A 19,072-nucleotide genomic window follows, 5' to 3' on the forward strand; every position below is an offset into this window, starting at 1 on the left:
CATGATTCCACTTTCTATTGCCGATATTGCCGAAATCACCGGGGGCAGCCTCGATTGCGTGTCTGACCCAGACCAGCGCGTTACCGGGTTCATCGAATTCGATTCCCGCAAGGTGACAAAGGGCGGGCTCTTCCTTGCCCTGCCTGGTGCCCGAGTGGATGGCCACGACTATGCAGAAAAGGCCATCGAGCAGGGCGCAGTGGCGGTGCTGGCGGCGCGGCCGGTGGGGGTTCCGGCGGTCGTCGTCAAGCCGCAAGGCCGCGTTACCGGTGATGCCGCCAATGCCGATATTTATGCCCACGACGAGGACGGCTCGGCCGCCGCGGTGGTGCAGGCGCTATCCGATATCGCGAGAGAAGTCACGCGCCGCCTGACCGCCGAGCAGGGCCTAGACATCGTCGGCGTGACCGGCTCGGCCGGAAAGACCTCCACCAAGGACCTACTGGCCACAATCTTCCGCGCTGAGGGCGACACCGTCGCTCCTCCCGGCTCCTTTAATAACGAGGTCGGCCTGCCGTATACCGCTTTGCGCTGCGATGAGCACACCCGTTTCCTGATTGCCGAAATGTCTGCCCGCGGCATCGGTCATATCCGCCATCTGACCACCATCACCGCGCCCACCGTCGGCGTGGTACTCAATGTTGGTACCGCACACTTGGGTGAGTTTGGCTCCCGCGAGAATATTGCCCAGGCCAAAGGCGAGCTCGTGGAAGCCTTGCCCTCGGCCGCTGAGGGCGGCGTCGCCGTGCTCAATGCCGATGATCCCTTCGTCGCGGGCATGGCACCGCGCACCTCAGCCAAGGTCGTCTACTACTCGGCCAATAAGCCGCCGGCTTCCGACGCCCAGTACTACGCCAGCGATATCCAGCTCGATGACGTCGCCCGCCCCTCGTTTGTGCTGCATGCGCCGGGAACGGACCCACTTCCGGTGAAGCTGCAGGTCTTTGGCAAGCACCAGGTTTCTAACGCTTTGGCAGCGGCCGCCGCGGCCATCGAATCGGGCATGGACCCGCAGGTGGTAGCCAACGCGCTATCCGGGCACCAGAATGCCTCGGAACACCGCATGGACGTGCGTACCCGCCGCGATGGAGTAACCACCATCGATGATTCCTATAACGCCAACCCCGATTCCATGCACGCGGCCATTGCTGCGCTGGCCTATACCTCGGCCGCCCGACCGGATGCCCGCGCCATCGCCGTGCTCGGTGAGATGGGCGAGCTCGGCGGAGAAGCAGTGGCCGCCCACCGCGCATTGGGAGAGGTGCTTTCCAAGTACCATGTTGACCACCTCGTGGCCGTGGGAGACAACGATAATATGAGGGCCATGGTTGAGGCCGCACAGGCGCGGGGTATAAATACTACTATCAGCCCGGATGTTGACGCCGCTGCGGCGGCGGTCGAAGACATCATTAGGGTAGCGCCTGCCGGCATCGAAGATTGGACGGGGCGCGAGGCCAAAGATGTAGTCCTCATCAAGTCATCGAATGCCCAGCGCCTGTGGCGCGTGGCAGAACAGCTCAATCGCCGTTAGTCCTCAGTACAAGGAGAAAGACCTCTAGCAATGACTCAGATCATTATCGCGGGCATCCTCAGCTTCCTCGTCGCGATCTTTACCACTCCCATGTTGGTGCGCTACTTTTCCGGTGTAGGCAAGGGGCAAGAAATCCGCGAGGACGGACCGCAGCTGCACCTGCGCAAGCGCGGCACCCCCACCATGGGCGGACTGGCGATTTTGCTGGCCATCACCGTGGCCTACCTCGTGGTAGGAATTTATGCCCGCGTGACCGGTAACGGTGGTTTTAGCCCCTCCGGTCTTTTGGTCTACTTCCTCACCATGGGCCTGGGCGGTCTGGGTTTTGCCGATGACTTCATCAAGCTGTTCAAAAAGCGCAACCTCGGCCTGAACAAGACCGCCAAGCTGGTAGGTCAGCTGGCCGTGGCGCTCATCTTCGGCATCCTGGCGCTGCAGTTCCCAGACGAGCACGGGTTGACCCCAGCGTCTACCAACCTTTCCTTCGTTCGCGATTTTGAAACCTTCGACATCGCCGTGGGCGGCGCCATCATCGGCACCATTGTTTTCCTGGTCTTCCTCTATCTACTCATTGCTGCGTGGTCGAACGCCGTGAACCTCACCGACGGACTCGACGGCTTGGCCGCCGGCACCACCGCGATGGTGATGGGCGCCTACGCACTGATTTCCTTCTGGCAATTCCGCAACTCTTGCGCCGTCTCGCCAGCGGCAGGGTGCTATGAAGTTCGCGATCCGCTCGATTTGGCTGTGCTGGCTGCAGCCGGCCTGGGCGGTTGCTTGGGCTTTTTGTGGTGGAATGCCGCACCGGCAAAGATCTTCATGGGCGATACCGGTTCGCTTGCGCTCGGCGGCCTCGTCGCCGGCCTCTCGGTGACGACTCGCACCGAACTGCTCATGATCATCATCGGCGCCATCTTCGTGATTGAGACGGTCTCCGTAGTTATCCAGATCATCGTCTTCCGCAGCACCGGAAAGCGCTTCTTCCGCATGGCGCCCATCCACCACCACTTTGAAAATGGTGGCTGGGCCGAGACCGCCGTGGTCACCCGCTTCTGGCTGCTAAGCGCCATGGCCGCTATCGCTGGCGTATGCATCTTCTACGGCGACTGGCTGTCCGCCGTCGGCTTTGCTTCCTAAGACTCACGCCTTTTTAGCTTTATCGAGGAAAGAGGAATAGAGATGACCGAGTTGCCATCCTCGTTGCGCGGGCGAGTGCTCGTGGCCGGGGCGGGAGTATCGGGGCGCGGTTGCGTCGCTATGCTGGCAAGCCTCGGGGTGGATACCACCGTTGCAGATTCCAACGAGACCGCGCTGGCGGAATTGGCGGAGGAATACGGGGTAGCAACCGTCTACGTCGATTCTGCCGCCCAAGGCGATTTTGACCTTGTGGTTACTTCGCCGGGCTGGCGTCCCGATTCGCCTTTGTTGGTTGCTTTCCAGGACGCTGGGGTAGAGGTTATCGGTGACGTGGAGCTGGCCTACCGCCTGGATCGTGCGGGCGTCTTCGGGGCGCCGCGCACCTGGCTGGTAGTTACCGGAACCAACGGCAAAACCACCACTACCGGTATGTTGGCCCAGATCATGCAGGCTGATGCCAATCGCACCGGCAAGCGCGCACTGGCGGTGGGAAATATCGGCGTGTCGCTTTTCGACGCCCTCACGGCCACCCCTCGCGTCGACGTTCTCTGCGCCGAGCTATCTTCTTTCCAGTTGCATTGGTCCAGCCACTTGCGCCCGGATGTGGGCGTGTTGCTGAACCTGGCAGACGATCACCTGGATTGGCATGGTTCGTTCGATGCCTATGCCCGCGCGAAGGCCAAGGTGCTCTCCGGTGACGTCGCTGTGGTGGGCAAAGATGACGCCGAGGCGGTCCGCTACGCCGCGGATACCACAGACTTCTACGGCTTTACCGCCGCTGAACCCACACAGGGAGAGGTGGGCGTAAGCGCCGGCCGCCTTGTCTCGCGGCTTAACGAGCAGCGCGAGGTTCTCGCGTCCGCAGAGGGCATTGAGCCCGCCGGCCTGGCAGGTGTCCTCGACGCTGCGGCCGCAGCCAGCGTCGCGCGTCTGGCAGGCGCCACCCCGGAGTCCATTGCGCAGGGGCTGGCCGCATATACCGTCGCCGGGCACCGCGGCGCTGTGGTTCATGAGCATTCCGGCATCACCTTCATCGATAATTCCAAGGCCACCAACCCGCACGCGGCGGATGCGGCGCTCAAGGGGCTCAATTCCGTGGTCTGGATTGCTGGTGGGCAGTTGAAGGGCGCGGAGGTAGACGGGCTCGTCGCCAAGCACGCCGCCCACATCAAGGCCGCGGTAGTCCTAGGCGTGGATAGGGAAGAGGTTGCCCGGGCACTCGCCGCGCACGCGCCGCATGCCCCGGTGGACGTCATCGAAACGCAGGAGCCTGTCGCAGCCATGCATGCTGCGGTGGAGGCTGCACTGCAACACGCCGACGCCGGGGATACCGTTCTTTTGGCGCCCGCTGCGGCATCGTTGGATATGTATACCGGCATGGCTCAACGCGGTGATGTTTTCGCCGCGGCCGCGCGGGAGCTTACCCGTAAGTAGAGCTTTAGATTTAAGGATCAGGAGAACACATGACGGCCACCTCCCAGCAGCGCCCGCGCTCCAAGAGTTTTGGCGACCGCGTTCGCGACCTGCGCGAGCGAGCCCGACAGGAAGCAGGCCTTGATTACCAGCTGCTGCGCTTTATCATCTTTTTCCTCGTCGGCATCGGCGTGCTCATGGTCTTTTCCTCCTCCATGGCCACCTCTTTGACAGAAGACGGCGGCGTATGGAACCAGGCATTGCGCCAGTGCGTGATGGTGTTCTTGGGCCTCGTTGCCTTTTGGTTTGGCCTCAAGGTGTCGCCGCATACCCTGCGCAAATGCGTGCCGTGGATTGTGGGCTTGTCCATCATTTTGCTCATCGCCGTGCTGATCCCCGGCGTGGGCACCGGCCGCGAGGAGGTAGGTTCCCAGTCCTGGATTTACTTGGGACCGTTCTCCCTGCAGCCCTCGGAGCTTGCCCGCATCGCCGTAGGCATGTTTGGTGCGACCGTATTGGCGGATAAGGAGCACAAATCCATGAAGGTAACGGATCCCTTCATGATGTACTCCCTCATTGCCGGCGTTATGTTCTTGCTCATCGTCTTGCAGGGCGACTTCGGTATGGCTTTGTCCTTGGCCCTCGTGGTTGTCTTCACCCTGATTTTCGCGGGTGTCGACTGGCGCGTTCCGGCGACCATCGGCGTCGCAGCCGTGTGCGGTTTGCTGTTTATCTTCCTTTCTGGCGGCTTCCGGTCCAACCGCTTCCACACCTATTTCGATGCCCTCGTAGGCAATATCTCCGATACTCAAGGTACGGGTTTCCAGTCCTATCAGGGCTTTCTCTCGCTTGCCGACGGCGGCTTCTGGGGCGTAGGCATCGGCCAATCTCGTGCCAAGTGGTTCTACCTGCCCGAGGCGAAGAATGACTTTATTTTCGCCATCGTGGGCGAGGAGCTCGGTTGGTGGGGCGGTGCGCTCGTCATCGTGCTTTTCGCCGCCTTGGGTTATGTGGGCCTGCGCACCGCGATGCGCGCGCAGAACCAGTTCCAGTCCCTGCTGGCCGCAACGCTGACCATCGGTGTGGTCACGCAGGCCTTCGTGAATATCGGTTACGTCATTGGCCTGCTGCCGGTGACCGGTATTCAGCTGCCCATGATTTCCGCCGGCGGTACCGCGGCGATCATCACGATCGGTTCGATGGGCATCTTGTGCAACGTGGCGCGTCATGAGCCGATGCAGATTTCCGCCATGCAGAATTTCGGCCGCCCACTGTTCGACCGCCTCTTTTTCATCGGCGAGCCGCAGCCGGTGCCGAAGCCGAAGAAGAAGCAGCAGGGTCGTCACGCTCGTCCGCAGGAACCGCGATCCCGCGTGCGCGAGGAGCGTTTTGGACGCCCCGTGACCGGAAGCGGCCGCCGCTATCCGCGCGCCGAGCGCCGCTATCGCTAGGTGGCGCTGGTAGCCTTTAGGCTATGAATTCCACGCCTATTTCCGTCGTCATCGCAGGTGGCGGCACCGCCGGACACATTGAACCCGCCCTCGCCGTGGGCGAAGCTTTGCGCGAGCGCCACGGCGCACGCATCACCGCTCTCGGTACCGAAAAGGGCCTCGAGCGCGATATCATTCCCGCCCGCGGCGTGGACCTTAGCCTGATTACCCCCGTGCCAATCCCGCGCAAGGTCAACGCGCAGCTCTTCAAGCTACCGTTCAACCTCTCCCGCGCGGTGGGGGAGGCCAAGCAGGTACTCAAGGATGTCGAAGCGGATGTCGTCTTTGGCACCGGCGGCTACGTGGCCGGGCCGGCCTATATCGCTGCGCGATCCCTCGGCATCCCGTTCTATGTTCTCGAGACCAATGCCTTGGCTGGAATGGCCAATAAGCTCGGTGTAAAGATGGGTGGCATCGGACTCAACGCCCACCCGGATTCTGGCATGCCGGGCGAGGTCGTCGGCATCCCCGTTCGCCCGAGCTTGGCGGAGGACCCGAATGGCAACCTGGCCGCAGACGCGCGCACCAAGTGGAACCTGTCCGAGCTTCCCACCATTCTTATCACCGGCGGGTCCCAAGGCGCGGCCAGCATCAACCGCGCTGTTGCCGGAGCGGTAGAGGACTTGGCACAGGACTTCCAGCTTCTGCACGCCTACGGCAAGAAGAATGACCCGCCCGCAGAACACCCGAACTACGCCGCACTGCCGTATATCGAGGACATGGGCTCCGCCCTTGCGGTAGCCGACCTCGTCGTGTGCCGCTCCGGCGCCATGACCGTTGCCGAAGTATCCGCCGCAGGCTTGCCGGCCATTTACGTTCCGCTGCCGCACGGCAATGGCGAACAGGCGCTCAATTCCCGCGACGTGGTCGAGGCAGGCGCCGCCATCCAGATCCCGGACGCGGAGCTGACCGCAGAGCGACTCATCTCCGAGGTGCGCGGCATTCTCGATGACCCGCAACGCCTCGAGTCGATGACGCACGCCGCCGCCCATGCCAGCGCTGGGGACGTGGCCAATACCATCGCAGACCGCATCGCCGCCCGCGTATCCGAGGCCGAAGACGCCGCTGGAAGGAAGGACAAGTAAATGACCGATCCCGCACACTACGATCTGCGCCGCGTCCACCTCATCGGCGTTGGTGGTTCCGGCATGTCGGGGCTCGCGCGAATCCTCGCCGCTCGCGGCGGAGTGGTCACAGGTTCCGATGTCAAAGACTCCACCCCGGTTGAGGTGCTGCGCACCATGGGTGCCAAAGTCGCCATCGGCCACGCCGCAGAAAACCTGCGACTGTCTGGCGAACTGCCCACCGTCGTGGTTACTTCTTTTGCCGCCATTCCCCAAGACAACCCGGAGCTAGTGGCCGCAAAGGATAACGATATTCCGGTAATTCGCCGCTCCGATCTGCTCGCCGCCTTGATGGAAGGCCACAAGCAGGTGTTGCTGGCTGGCACCCATGGCAAAACCTCCACCACGTCCATGACCGTGAGCGCGATGCAACACGCGGGTCTCGATCCTTCCTTCGCCATCGGCGGCCAGCTCAATCGCGCGGGCACCAATGCCCACGGTGGCACCGGGGAAGCTTTCGTCGCCGAGGCCGATGAATCTGATGCCTCCCTGCTGCGCTATAGCCCCGATGTTGCGGTGCTCACCACCATCGAGCCCGATCACCTCGACTTCTTCCACGGCGAGGAAGCCTACTTCCAAGTTTTTGATGACTTTGCTGACTTGGTCACTCCGGAGACCGGCTATCTCGTTGTGTGCGCTGAAGACGAGCACGCTGCCCGGGCTGGCGAGCGGGCGCTGGAGCGCGGCATCAACGTCGTGGCCTACGGCTCGGCGGAGAAGTCTTTCACCTCTACCGTGCCGCTGGCCGCCGAGCTGGTCCGCGAAGAGACCACCGCGGAAGGCATGGACACCACCGTCAAGCTCGACCTTCCTGGCGTTTCTGAAACCGTGCGCTACGAGCTGCAAATTCCAGGCCACCACATGGTGCTCAATTCCATGGGTGCCTTGATCGCCGGCGTGCTCTCCGGTGGCGCTCCAGCCGCCATCGCCGAGGGATTGGCTGATTTTGGTGGTGTGCGGCGGCGCTTTGAGTACCGGGGGAGCGTCGACAAGCAGGGCAAACCCGTGCGCGTCTTCGATGACTATGCGCACCATCCCACCGAGGTTGCGGCAGTGCTGCGGGCCGCACGCGCCAAGGTCGAGGCGGAAGGCCACGGCGGGCGCGTTATTGCCTGCTTCCAGCCGCACCTGTACTCACGCACCATGGAATTCGACGCCGAGTTTGCCCAGGCACTCTCGCTTGCCGACGCCGCCGTGGTCCTCGACATCTACGGCGCCCGCGAACAGCCCGTGGAGGGAATTACCTCCCGCATCATTACCGATAAGATGCCCGCTGATATGCAGGTCATTTTCGAGCCGGATTTTTCCGCCGCCGCCCGCGACGTCGTGTCGGTGGTGGAGCCAAGCGATGTGGTGCTGACCATTGGTGCTGGCTCGGTAACCATGGTGGCGGCGGAAATCCTCGATGAATTGCGGGCAAGCTAGTGCGCGTCTCCGCAAAGCTCATCGCTGGGGTCATCGCCGCAATTGTCGCCGTGGCCGTCATAGCGGCCGCCGTGATGTGGACAGTTCCCGTCCTGAAGGTACGCAATTTTCACGTCGAAGGCGTCCACCAGCTCGATCCCGCGCAGGTGGAGGAAGCCTCTGGGGTTCCCAAGGGCGAAAACTTGCTGCGCGTTAACGCGCGTGAGGCAGCTTCCGGCGTTGCTGGATTGGACTGGGTCGATTCGGTGACAGTCTCTCGCGATTTCCCTTCGACCTTGACCATCAACGTGGCCGAGCACAAGGCCGTGGCGTTTGTAAAGCGCGATAATAAGCCCTACCTGATCGATGATAAAGGCGAGGAATTTACCTCCGCTGAGCCTCCCGCGGGCGCGGTTGAGGTGACGGGCTCCGTCGATAGCGGCTCCCCGCAAACCCAGGATGCGGTGCGAGCGATTGCAGCGCTTTCCGACGACGTCCGCAACCAAGTAGCAAAGCTGGAAGTGGCGGGCGAATATTCGCTGACTTTCACCACCAAAGATGACCGGCGCATCTTCTGGGGTGCCAGCGATTCCAACGATGAGGACAAGGCGCATGCCTTCGCCACCGTGTTGAAGATGGAAGGCCGCGAGTGGAATATTTCCAACCCTGAGTTGGTCACCACCCGCGGATAGGGCGACGGGTGCCCCCGCGGGTACTTTCTATCGCGCTTGTGGGCCCGTGCAGCACCGCTTAGGCGTGTGCGCTGCACGGGCCCATTTCAGTGCCTGAACCATGGGGCGGATGATACGGGTGTGACAAGCAAAACCGCAGGTGAGAAACCCTAAAGTGGAACTTGAGGGTCTCGACACGCGGAAAATGTGCGTGAAAATTACACCGCTGTCGTTAAAGATGGAAAGGAACGCGATTCGCCCTCGGCGGAGCGCATTACATTCCTCGTTTAATGCACGTGCAGACTTAAAGTAGCGAAAGGTGAGACCAACTCACATGATCTCTTCCAATAACAATCTCGCGGATATCAAGGTCGTCGGCGTCGGCGGTGGCGGCGTCAACGCCGTGAACCGCATGATCGAAGAAGGCCTCAAGGGCGTTCAGTTCGTCGCCATCAACACGGACTCCCAGGCCCTCATCTTCTCTGACGCAGATACCAAGCTCGACATTGGCCGTGAAGCCACCCGCGGCCTCGGTGCCGGCGCTAACCCTGAGGTAGGCAAGACCTCCGCGGAAGATCACAAGTCCGAAATTGAAGACGCCCTCGAGGGCTCCGATATGGTCTTCGTGACTGCCGGCGAGGGTGGCGGCACCGGCACCGGTGCTGCTCCGGTCGTGGCGTCTATCGCGAAGAAGATGGGTGCGCTGACCGTCGGTGTTGTCACCCGCCCGTTTAAGTTCGAAGGCGCTCGCCGTACCCGCCAGGCGATGGCCGGTATTGAGGAGCTGCGCGAGGTCTGCGATACCCTCATCGTCATCCCGAACGATCGCCTGATGCAGCTCGGTGGGGAAGAGCTCTCCATCGTTGAGGCTTTCCGCGCTGCCGATGAGGTGCTGCATAATGGTGTGCAGGGTATTACCAACCTGATCACCATCCCGGGCATGATCAACGTCGACTTTGCGGACGTCCGCTCCGTCATGTCTGACGCTGGCTCCGCGCTCATGGGTATCGGTTCCGCCCGCGGTGATAACCGCGCCATGACCGCTGCTGAGCAAGCCATTAACTCCCCGCTGTTGGAATCCACGATGGAAGGCGCCAAGGGCGTGCTGCTGTCCATCGCCGGCGGCTCCGATCTTGGCCTGCACGAAGTAAACGCCGCTGCCTCCATGGTGGAAGAGCGCGCTGACGAAGACGTCAACCTCATCTTCGGTACCATCATCGATGACACCCTGGGTGATGAAATCCGCATCACCATTATTGCCACCGGTTTCGATGCCGAGGCCAATATGACCCAGGCCGCTGCGCAGCAGCAGCCGCAGCAGGAACAGCGCAAGCCCGGCTCCCTTTTTGACAATCGCCAGCGCGAGACCGCAGAGCCCGTCACCCCGGCACCGGCGCAGCCTGCTGCCGCTCAGCCGGCACAGGATGACTACTCCCCGCGCCACTCCTACGAGCCGCGCGCCGGCCAGGAGCGAGAGCGCTACACCCCGCAGCGCCCTGCCGAGGAGCGTCGCCCAGAATCTAGCGGTCTGTTCACCAACTCTGACCGTTTCTCCCGCGAGGAGCGCCGCGATGACTACCGTTTGTCCCGCCCATCCCAGCGTCGTGACGATGACGGCGACGACGATCTGGACGTGCCTTCCTTCATGCGCTAAGCGCAAAGCGCTACGCTGGTGTGCATGCCAGTAAACGAGGAACATCGCACCACACGCCCCGTCCGCATGGTTTTTACTAGCCGTGCTGGCGGGGCGTCTGCTATTCCATACGACTCCTTCAACTTGGGGCACCACGTCGGCGATGACCCCGCCGCGGTTGCCGCTAACCGCGAGCGCCTGAAGCGCGTGACCGGTCTGGACGACATCGTGTGGATGGAACAGCTGCACACCAATACCGTCACCGTCGTCGATGGTCCACAGGACGAGCCCGTGCCAGCCACAGACGCAATTGTCACCACCCAGCGACGCCTCGGGCTAGGCGTTCTCGTTGCGGATTGCACGCCGGTGCTGCTTGTCGACGTCGCCGCTGGCGTCATTGCTGCCGCCCACGCCGGCCGCTTGGGCGCCCGCAACGGCATTGTGGTCAATACCGTGCGCGAAATGCAGAAGCTGGGCGCACAGCCCGAGCGCATTCAGGTGGTTATGGGGCCGGCTGCTTCGGGAAAGAACTACGAAGTGCCTGAGGAAATGGCCACTGACGTCGAGCGCCGCTTGCCCGGCTCCAAGACTCGGACGTCGAAGGGCACGTGGGGCATCGATGTGCGCGCAGGGCTGATTCGCCAGCTCATGGGGCTAGGTATCACCGCGATTGAATCCGACCCGCGCTGCACCATCGAAGACGAAGACTTCTTTTCCTATCGGCGCGAAGGAACCACCGGCCGCCAGGCTGGACTAATTTGGTTGGAGGCTAAGTAATGTCAGACCGAAAGGCACAGCTAGAACACAACCTATCGGACACCCGTGCCAAGATTGAACGGCTAGCAGCGCAGTCAGGGCGAAAACCACCGCAGCTGTTGCCGGTAACGAAGTTTCACCCAGCTGCCGATATTGCCCTGCTGGCAGAGCTAGGAGTTACCGACGTCGCCGAAAACCGGGAACAAGAAGCCCGCGCCAAGGCCACCGAGCTGCCGCAGCTGCGATTCCACATGATTGGCCAAATCCAGACCAAGAAGGCCAACCACGTAGCCCGATGGGCAGCCAGCGTGCATTCGCTTGATTCCCTCAAGCTGGCCCACGCACTGGAGCGGGGAGTTTCCTTAGCCAAGGAACGAGGCGAGCGCGAAAGCAATTTGCCGGTATTTATCCAAGTCTCCGCCGACGGTGATGGTGCTCGCGGTGGTGTTTCTCCTGAGGCACTCGATGAGCTCGTGCGTGCCGTAGAAGAAGCGCAGCATCTAGAACTTGCCGGACTCATGGTCGTTCCGCCTCTCGACGCCGATGCTGGTGAGGTATTCCGAAACGTCCGCGGAGAGGTAGATCGCTTATCCTCTGAGCTCAATCGACCGCTGAAATTCTCTGCTGGCATGAGTGCGGACATGGCCGAGGCAATTGCTGCGGGCAGTGATATCGTGCGTGTCGGAACCAGTATCATGGGGCCGCGGCCAGTAGGTTAAAAACATCGCAAAAGCGCATTTCACGGCGTAAATCACATGAGTCACACCAGACACATTTTACGCGTTTAGACTTGTACAAATTTAGGTCAGAGGGAGACCCAAAAATGTCATTCATTGATAAGACGAAGGATTTCTTCGGGCTGGGCCCGGTGGACATCGAAGAAGACGATGCCTACTACAACGAGGAGCCGCGTTACTCCGAAAATAGCTCCTCGGCCTACGCACCTCGCCGCGCCCCGCAGTCCTACGAGCCGGCCCCGGTACAGGAGGAATTCGTCCCGACCATCGTGGCTATTTCCCTGACGTCTTTCAATGACGCCGCCAAGGTAGGCGAGCCCTTCCGCGACGGCGATGCCGTGGTCTTCGAGCTTACCGACGCCGAAAAGGCCACCGCCAAGCGCTTCATCGACTTCGCTGCCGGCCTCTGCTTCGGCCTGGAGGGGCGTATGCTCAACCTCACCAAGGGCATGGACACTGAGCGCAAGGTCTTTTCCATCGTGCCGAAGTCTGCGGACATTGCAAAGCACGAGCTCGAGCGTGCCGCAGGCCTGCGCTAAGCGGCGCGGTTCATTTGGCCCCCGTGGGGTGCCGATTGGGCACCCGCGGGGGTTTATTCGATAGGCTCGGTCATTGTGACACAACTCGGAATTATTCTTATCCTGCTCGTGCGGATCTATACGTGGGTGCTCATCGCCCGCATCATTATTGAGATGATCCAGTCCTTCTCGCGGCAGTTCAACCCTCCACGCTGGTTCATGGTTGTAGCGGAGCCTCTGTTTGTAATTACGGATCCGCCGGTCAAGGCGTTGCGCCGCCTGATCCCGCCCCTGCAAATGGGTGGCGTAGCGCTTGATGTATCGGTGCTTGTGCTGTTCGTCTTGCTCTCGATACTCACAATGATCTTGCGGATAATTTTCCTGACTTAGCACCCCCGTCGCCTCGAAACCTGTGGTAAACGTTGAGACTCGGCGGGGCGTCGATTATTGTGGGCGTTTGGTTACGATAAATCGCGATAACCCGTATTATGAACCACATGTACCTTTGTGGGGAAGGTTTAGTTAGACCTGAACCGCACTCCTAAGGCCCTGGAAGCTCCGGGGTTGTACCAACCTGAAGGGGAAGAGAAGACATGCCACTGTCACCAGCTGATGTTCACAACGTCGCGTTCAGCAAGCCGCCGATTGGCAAGCGCGGCTACAACGAAGACGAGGTGGATCAGTTCCTCGACCTCGTAGAGGACGCCCTTGCCCAGTTGCAGGATGAGAACGAAGACCTGCAGGCGCAGGTTAGCGATTTGAACTCCCAGGCCAAGGCGGGTGCTGGCGCCGGTGCTGCTGGTACCGCAACTGCGGCTTCCACCCGCACCGATGAGGCTGCGCTGCGCAAGGAGATTGAGGCCAAGCTGCGCGCCGAGTACGAAACCAAGCTGGCGGACTCCAAGTCCGAGGTTTCCCGTGCCAAGGAAGAGACCAAGAAGGCACAGGAGCAGGTTAAGGCTGCCCAGGCTGAGGCTTCCAAGGCACAGGCGTCTGGCTCCGCTGCTGCTTCCTCTTCCGCAGACCTGAAGGCAGCCCGCGATGAAGCGGCTCAGGCCAAGAAGGACGCCGAGGCAGCTCGCGCCGAGGCAGCCCAGGCAAAGAAGGACCTCGAGGCTTCCAAGAAGGAAAACGACGAGCTGAAGAAGTCCGCTTCCGCAGCTGGTTCCTCCAAGGCTGGTGCAGCGGCAGCGGGTATCGCAGGCGCTGGTGTTGCACAGACCGCCGATGGCCTGGCTACCCCGGAAACCCACATGCAGGCTGCCCGCGTTCTGGGACTGGCACAGGAGATGGCAGACCGCCTGACCTCCGAGGCTCGTGCGGAGTCCGAGTCCATGCTGTCCGAGGCGCGCACCGCCGCCGAGAAGCAGCTGACCGATGCAGATTCCCGCTCCAAGGCACAGCTTGCCGACGCCCAGAAGAAGTACGACGCCCAGCTGCAGGATGCAGATTCCCGCTCCAAGAAGCTGGTATCTGACGCCGAGGCTAAGGCAAAGCAGACCGAGTCTGATGCTTCCTCCCGCGCTGAGGCGCAAATCCGCCAGGCTGAGGAGAAGGCTGCTTCGCTGCAGGCTGATGCCGAGCGCAAGCACACCGAGGTTATGAACACCGTCAAGCAGCAGCAGACCGCGCTGGAGGCTCGCATCTCCGAGCTGCGCACCTTCGAGCGCGAGTACCGCACCCGCCTGAAGACCCTGCTGGAGTCTCAGCTGGAAGAGCTGGCTACCCGCGGCACCGCCGCACCGAACGGCGAGGCTGGCAACAACTAAGCCACCCCTTCTTCCTAGCGCCCCCGCCACCGCGGCGGGGGCGCTATTGTTGTTTTAGACCGTCGTGCTTTAGCCCGCCCCTACCGAAAGGAACCACTGTGCTCGTTGCCGCTTTAGTTCTCGCCCTCGTGGCATTCGTGGCCTTGGTCAACTTCGTTATCTCGGGAGCCGACTGGTCGTTGTATATCGTGTTTGCCGCCGCTGGCGTCGGACTCGTGTGCTTCATCCTGGACTGGGCGCATAAACATCGCGCTGACAAAGCCAAGTCAACTGAATCCCCCGAGGAGGAGGCGCTGCGCGCAGCCTTCCGCGAGGACTAACGCCGCGAGACCCAAAGCTTTCGGTTGCAGGCATGCCAATAAGGCGCACGAGGCGCCTTATTCTGCAGTCGGGCTCTAGCAATCGGGCGGTTGCCACCGAATCCGTCCGTTGGTTCGGGCAAGTCGCCCGCGCAGCGGCGGGGCATTGGGATCGTCATCGTTCGCGCCATTGTGGTACGCGCAGGCTGTGGATAAGTTCGCGATATTGGTCAATCCACCGTGCAACCACGGCTCCAAATGGTGAATTTGGCATTCGTCGGCAGGCTTAGCGCAGCGCGGCCATGGGCATACCGGATTTTCCGCGCCCGCCATCAACCGCTGCTTGGCATTGGCGAAGCGCTCCGTGCGGTACAGGTTCACCGCGCCTTCATAGGGGCTCACCAGAGTAATGAGCCCATGCTCCTTTAACGTGCGGCGCACATACTGCGCCCCCGTAAGCGTTGCTCCGTTGGTCATCTGCAAGGTGATTTCCTCGCCATCACCGTTGACGATGCGCACGTAGTCCTCCAGCCGCACGATGACATTGGTTAACACGGTGCTGCGTTGCCCCGTATCGCTGCCGAAGAAGGTATCTTCCACCACATCCAGCGGCTTTTTGTCTTGGTTTTCCACCGCCGCGTGGAGGTCTGCAATGAACGAGGACGAGCCGTCGATAGCTAACGTCCACGGCGCATCCTTGCGGCGGATGATGCGTATACCAGGCTTTATCTTGCGCTTTTTCTTCGGAACCTTGGATTGCGCCAGCTTTTCTAGTGCCGCTGCTGTGGCCTTGGTGGTGCATAGCTGTTCGCGGAGGACCCATGCGTCGAAAAGCGTGGGCATCTTGCGTGCATACTTTTCAATGATGGATAACGCAACGATGGAATGCCCATTGTGCTGAGCTCCTTCGATAGCACGACGACGCTTCCTTGTGAACTTGGTCGTGCCGCAGTACGCCTCTTTGAGCAATGCCAACTCGCGGGCCGTCTTTTCAGCGGCGCCACGCGCGCAGAGGTCGTCCTCGGACATGCCTGCGCACCCGAGGACGATGTCCATCCCGGGTGCCATGGCTGCGAGGTAAGTATCTAGCGCGTTCACGACTCACAATTTATTTCCCCGCGCAAGCCCCCACAAGGGAAAGTTTTTAGCCTGTGGATAACTTCTTGTGCACGAAGATTCTGGGGCGCTATACTGTGGCCTACACGCAGTGATCCGGCCATCACCGGGGAGCAATTCAGAAGAACAGCCAGTGTGGCCCAGTAGAACTGAACGGGTGGGACCGTCAACTCCTTCACCGAAACGAAGCGGAGCCTGCGGGCTCAAGCAGGGTGGTACCGCGAGCCTTAAAGGCGCGTCCCTGCACCGGGTTAAGAGTGAAGGATAATTATGGCGAAAAAGATTTACCCCAAGGTCGATATGACCGGCGGCTCCAGCCGCTTCCCAGATATGGAAGAGGAAGTCCAGAAGTACTGGAAGCAGGATGATACTTTCCAGGCTTCGCTAGAAAAGACCAAGGATTGCCCAGAGTACATCTTTTATGATGGCCCTCCATTCGCAAATGGCTTGCCTCACTATGGCCACCTGTTGACCGGTTATGTGAAGGATATCGTCCCGCGCTATCGCACGATGGCTGGCAATTACGTTCCTCGCGTCTTCGGCTGGGATACCCACGGTCTGCCCGCCGAGCTGGAGGCGGAAAAGCAGTTGGGTATCACTGAAAAGGCGCAGATCGAGGACATGGGCTTGGAAAAGTTCAATGAATACTGCGCCAAGTCCGTGCTGGAGTACACCGACGAGTGGGAAGAGTACGTCAACCGCCAGGCCCGCTGGGTGGACTTTGACAACGGCTACAAGACCATGGATATCAACTACATGGAATCGGTCATGTGGGCGTTCAAGGAGCTTTATGACAAGGGCCTTATCTACAAGGGCTTCCGAGTTCTTCCGTACTCTTGGGCGGAGCACACTTCTTTGTCCAATCAGGAGACCCGCCTGGACGATTCCTATAAGATGCGCCAGGATCCGACCCTAACCGTTACCTTCCCAGTAGAGGGCGCGCGCGAGGGAAGCGCGGCAGAAAAGACGTTGGCGGAGCACCCTGCGCTTGCCGACGCCTCTTTCCTCGCCTGGACCACCACCCCCTGGACCTTGCCTTCGAACGAGGCCTTGGCGGTTCATCCAGAGGTTACTTACGTGCTCTTTAAGGCTACGGAGGGCGATTTCGCTGGCCGTACCTTCATCATGGCGGAAAACCTGCTGGCCACCTTGGAGAAGGAACTAGGGGAGGCCGAGGTGCTGGAGACGTTTACCGGCGCGCAACTCGAGGGCTTTACCTATGAGCCTATCTTCGGCTTCTTCCCGGATCTGCGCAATGCCTACCAGGTTTTGATCGCTGATTACGTCACCACTGAGGACGGCACCGGTGTGGTACACCAGGCTCCTGCGTTTGGTGAAGACGACATGAATACCACCAACCAGTACGACATCGAGCTGGTTATCCCAGTGGACGAGGACGGCAAGTTCACCTCGCAGGTTCCGCCTTATGAGGGCCAGCTGGTCTTTGATGCGAATAAGGACATCATCAAGGACTTGAAGGCTGCTGGGCGAGTGGTGCGCCACGTAACCATCGAGCACTCCTATCCGCACTCGTGGCGCTCGGGCGAGCCGCTTATCTACATGGCGCTGCCGGCCTGGTTCGTAAAGGTGACCGAGTTCCGCGATCGCATGGTGGAGCTTAATCATAAGGAGATTGAGTGGCTGCCGGAGCATATCCGAGATGGCCAGTTTGGCAAGTGGCTCGAGGGCGCGCGCGACTGGAATATCTCCCGTACCCGCTACTGGGGTGCGCCTATCCCAGTGTGGATGTCCGATGATGACAACTATCCGCGCATGGATGTCTACGGCTCCTTGGATGAGCTGGAGCGCGATTTCGGAGTTCGTCCGGAGTCGCTGCACCGTCCGCATATCGACGAGTTGGTGCGCCCGAACCCGGATGATCCGACCGGTAAGTCGATGATGCGCCGCGTGCCAGACGTGCTGGATTGCTGGTTTGAGTCCGGCTCGATGCCCTTTGCGCAGAAGCACTACCCATTCGAGAATAAGGAATGGTTTGAGACCCACTCGCCGTCCGATTTCATCGTGGAGTACTCCGGTCAGACGCGTGGTTGGTTCTATGTGATGCACGCGCTGTCCACCGCGCTTTTTGATCGCCCGGCGTACAAGAAGGTCGTGGCCCATGGCATCGTGCTGGGCAACGATGGCCTTAAGATGTCTAAGTCCAAGGGCAACTATCCGAACGTTAACGAGGTCTTTGACCGTGATGGCTCGGATGCCATGCGCTGGTTCCTGATGTCTTCGCCTATCCTGCGCGGAGGCAACCTCATCGTGACCGAGCAGGGCATTCGCGAGGGCGTGCGCCAGGCTATCCTGCCTATCTGGAATGCCTATACCTTCCTGCAGCTCTACGCAGAAAAGGAAGCAAAGTTCGACACCAGCTCCACGCATGTTTTGGACCGCTATATCTTGGCCAAGACCCATGACGTCGTGGCCAATGTCAACGCGGCGCTTGCCGATACCGATATCGCCACGGCAACCGAAGAAGTACGCCTGTTCGCCGACGTCCTGACCAACTGGTACGTCCGTCGCTCGCGCGATCGTTTCTGGGAGGGCGAGGACGCCAATCCTGAGGCGTTTAATACCTTGTACACCGTTCTGGAGACCGTGACTCGCGTGGTGGCACCGCTGCTGCCGCACGTGGCAGAGGTTATCTACCGTGGACTGACCGGTGAGCGTTCGGTGCACCTGGCGGATTACCCGCAGGCTGCGGACTACCCGTCCGATGCAGATCTGGTGTCTGCAATGGATGCGACCCGCGCGGTCGCTTCGGCTGCATCCTCGGTGCGCAAGTCCAATAAGCTGCGCAACCGCTTGCCGCTGCCGAAGCTGACGGTGGCTCTCGATGGGGCGCAGCGCTTGGCGGACTTCGCCGATATCATCCGCGACGAGGTCAATGTCAAGGAAGTTGAGCTTACTGACGACGTCGATTCGGTAGGCACCTTCCAGGTTGTCTGCAATGCGAAGGTCGCCGGCCCGCGCTTGGGCAAGGACGTGCAGCGCGCCATCAAGAACCTCAAGGCGGGCAACTACGAGCGCCGCGACGACGAGGTTGTAGTGGACGGCGATATCGTGCTTGGCCCGGATGAGTACACCGAGCGCCTGCAGGCAGCGAATCCGAAGTCGACCGCGCGTATCGAAGGCCTCGACGGCCTGGTAGTACTCGATACCGAGGTGACCGAAGAGCTCGAGGCCGAAGGCTGGGCGGCGGACGTTATCCGTGGCCTGCAGGATGCCCGCAAGGCTTCTGGGTTCGAGGTCTCGGACCGCATCGCGGCCGTGCTCTCTGTCCCAGAGGAGAAGAAGGCCTGGGCGGAGCGTCACGCCGACCACATCGCCGGTGAAGTGCTCGCCACCGATTTCCAGGTGACCACCGAGGCACTCGATGGTGTGGACGTGCACGAGGTGGTGAAGGGGGTTAAGGCTACCGTCGTTAAGCAGTAGCGCCTTAGCCGCCACCTAAAAGTATTTGCCCAG

The 19,072-nt window shown here is 61.0% G+C and carries 16 protein-coding genes; 15 read left to right on the forward strand and 1 reads right to left on the reverse strand.

All coding sequences use genetic code 11. The annotated features are described in order from the left end of the window. The first annotated feature begins 1 nt into the window (after position 1). The 14 genes from murF (at position 2) to ACKFRY_RS06540 (ending at position 14,503) form a co-directional block, all read left to right on the forward strand. A complete protein-coding gene (murF, locus tag ACKFRY_RS06475) occupies positions 2-1,531 on the forward strand; it encodes a UDP-N-acetylmuramoyl-tripeptide--D-alanyl-D-alanine ligase (RefSeq protein ID WP_408922509.1) in 1,530 nt (509 codons plus the stop codon). A gap of 30 nt (positions 1,532-1,561) precedes the next feature. Then, positions 1,562-2,668: a phospho-N-acetylmuramoyl-pentapeptide-transferase gene (gene mraY, locus ACKFRY_RS06480; RefSeq protein WP_005328919.1), complete on the forward strand. Its 1,107-nt coding sequence runs from the start codon at positions 1,562-1,564 to the stop codon at positions 2,666-2,668. Positions 2,669-2,710: 42 nt separating this feature from the next. Then, positions 2,711-4,102, forward strand: a complete 1,392-nt coding sequence (gene murD / locus ACKFRY_RS06485; protein WP_408922510.1) for a UDP-N-acetylmuramoyl-L-alanine--D-glutamate ligase — start codon at positions 2,711-2,713, stop codon at positions 4,100-4,102. A 29-nt stretch (positions 4,103-4,131) separates the two neighbouring features. Further along, positions 4,132-5,532, forward strand: a complete 1,401-nt coding sequence (locus ACKFRY_RS06490; RefSeq protein ID WP_408922511.1) for an FtsW/RodA/SpoVE family cell cycle protein — start codon at positions 4,132-4,134, stop codon at positions 5,530-5,532. A gap of 23 nt (positions 5,533-5,555) precedes the next feature. Continuing rightward, the gene (murG, locus tag ACKFRY_RS06495; RefSeq protein ID WP_005324514.1) at positions 5,556-6,656 is read left to right on the forward strand and encodes an undecaprenyldiphospho-muramoylpentapeptide beta-N-acetylglucosaminyltransferase; all 1,101 of its coding nucleotides are present in this window, start codon (positions 5,556-5,558) and stop codon (positions 6,654-6,656) included. Next, positions 6,657-8,120, forward strand: coding sequence for a UDP-N-acetylmuramate--L-alanine ligase (murC, locus tag ACKFRY_RS06500; RefSeq protein WP_408922512.1), 1,464 nt, complete (start codon positions 6,657-6,659; stop codon positions 8,118-8,120). Beyond that, positions 8,120-8,791 (forward strand): cell division protein FtsQ/DivIB, encoded by a 672-nt coding sequence (locus ACKFRY_RS06505; protein WP_250409960.1) that lies wholly within the window; start codon positions 8,120-8,122, stop codon positions 8,789-8,791. Before murC ends, ACKFRY_RS06505 begins: the two co-directional genes overlap by 1 nt. Before the next feature lie 313 nt (positions 8,792-9,104). Continuing rightward, entirely contained in the window at positions 9,105-10,424 is a 1,320-nt protein-coding gene (gene ftsZ, locus ACKFRY_RS06510) for a cell division protein FtsZ (protein ID WP_269953148.1), read from the forward strand. Between the two features lie 24 nt (positions 10,425-10,448). Beyond that, on the forward strand, positions 10,449-11,180 hold the full coding sequence (gene pgeF / locus ACKFRY_RS06515; RefSeq protein WP_150850919.1) for a peptidoglycan editing factor PgeF: 732 nt from the start codon (positions 10,449-10,451) through the stop codon (positions 11,178-11,180). Then, positions 11,180-11,878: a YggS family pyridoxal phosphate-dependent enzyme gene (locus ACKFRY_RS06520; protein WP_408922513.1), complete on the forward strand. Its 699-nt coding sequence runs from the start codon at positions 11,180-11,182 to the stop codon at positions 11,876-11,878. Before pgeF ends, ACKFRY_RS06520 begins: the two co-directional genes overlap by 1 nt. Before the next feature lie 104 nt (positions 11,879-11,982). Next, positions 11,983-12,435: a cell division protein SepF gene (locus ACKFRY_RS06525; RefSeq protein WP_005324522.1), complete on the forward strand. Its 453-nt coding sequence runs from the start codon at positions 11,983-11,985 to the stop codon at positions 12,433-12,435. 75 nt (positions 12,436-12,510) lie between these two features. Next, positions 12,511-12,804, forward strand: coding sequence for a YggT family protein (locus ACKFRY_RS06530; protein WP_150850916.1), 294 nt, complete (start codon positions 12,511-12,513; stop codon positions 12,802-12,804). A 203-nt stretch (positions 12,805-13,007) separates the two neighbouring features. After that, positions 13,008-14,183 (forward strand): DivIVA domain-containing protein, encoded by a 1,176-nt coding sequence (locus tag ACKFRY_RS06535; RefSeq protein WP_179386714.1) that lies wholly within the window; start codon positions 13,008-13,010, stop codon positions 14,181-14,183. Positions 14,184-14,281: 98 nt separating this feature from the next. Continuing rightward, positions 14,282-14,503, forward strand: a complete 222-nt coding sequence (locus ACKFRY_RS06540; protein WP_408922514.1) for a zinc-binding dehydrogenase — start codon at positions 14,282-14,284, stop codon at positions 14,501-14,503. A gap of 75 nt (positions 14,504-14,578) precedes the next feature. Here the strand turns inward: ACKFRY_RS06540 and ACKFRY_RS06545 are convergent, their stop codons facing one another. Continuing rightward, positions 14,579-15,580: an HNH endonuclease signature motif containing protein gene (locus ACKFRY_RS06545; protein WP_408922515.1), complete on the reverse strand. Its 1,002-nt coding sequence runs from the start codon at positions 15,578-15,580 to the stop codon at positions 14,579-14,581. 288 nt (positions 15,581-15,868) lie between these two features. On the opposite strand from ACKFRY_RS06545, the gene ileS reads away from it, so the two are divergent. Further along, the gene (ileS, locus tag ACKFRY_RS06550; RefSeq protein ID WP_200435446.1) at positions 15,869-19,039 is read left to right on the forward strand and encodes an isoleucine--tRNA ligase; all 3,171 of its coding nucleotides are present in this window, start codon (positions 15,869-15,871) and stop codon (positions 19,037-19,039) included. Positions 19,040-19,072 lie beyond the last annotated feature (33 nt).

The sequence above is a fragment of the Corynebacterium tuberculostearicum genome, assembly GCF_046097255.1.
Lineage (GTDB): Bacteria > Actinomycetota > Actinomycetes > Mycobacteriales > Mycobacteriaceae > Corynebacterium > Corynebacterium tuberculostearicum_J.

What these genes read in the sequence shown, in the direction of transcription:
- murF (WP_408922509.1), top strand. Translation starts at nt 2, where the DNA reads ATGATTCCACTTTCTATTGCCGATATTGCCGAAATCACCGGGGGCAGC.
- mraY (WP_005328919.1), top strand. Translation starts at nt 1,562, where the DNA reads ATGACTCAGATCATTATCGCGGGCATCCTCAGCTTCCTCGTCGCGATC.
- murD (WP_408922510.1), top strand. Translation starts at nt 2,711, where the DNA reads ATGACCGAGTTGCCATCCTCGTTGCGCGGGCGAGTGCTCGTGGCCGGG.
- ACKFRY_RS06490 (WP_408922511.1), top strand. Translation starts at nt 4,132, where the DNA reads ATGACGGCCACCTCCCAGCAGCGCCCGCGCTCCAAGAGTTTTGGCGAC.
- murG (WP_005324514.1), top strand. Translation starts at nt 5,556, where the DNA reads ATGAATTCCACGCCTATTTCCGTCGTCATCGCAGGTGGCGGCACCGCC.
- murC (WP_408922512.1), top strand. Translation starts at nt 6,657, where the DNA reads ATGACCGATCCCGCACACTACGATCTGCGCCGCGTCCACCTCATCGGC.
- ftsZ (WP_269953148.1), top strand. Translation starts at nt 9,105, where the DNA reads ATGATCTCTTCCAATAACAATCTCGCGGATATCAAGGTCGTCGGCGTC.
- pgeF (WP_150850919.1), top strand. Translation starts at nt 10,449, where the DNA reads ATGCCAGTAAACGAGGAACATCGCACCACACGCCCCGTCCGCATGGTT.
- ACKFRY_RS06520 (WP_408922513.1), top strand. Translation starts at nt 11,180, where the DNA reads ATGTCAGACCGAAAGGCACAGCTAGAACACAACCTATCGGACACCCGT.
- ACKFRY_RS06525 (WP_005324522.1), top strand. Translation starts at nt 11,983, where the DNA reads ATGTCATTCATTGATAAGACGAAGGATTTCTTCGGGCTGGGCCCGGTG.
- ACKFRY_RS06535 (WP_179386714.1), top strand. Translation starts at nt 13,008, where the DNA reads ATGCCACTGTCACCAGCTGATGTTCACAACGTCGCGTTCAGCAAGCCG.
- ileS (WP_200435446.1), top strand. Translation starts at nt 15,869, where the DNA reads ATGGCGAAAAAGATTTACCCCAAGGTCGATATGACCGGCGGCTCCAGC.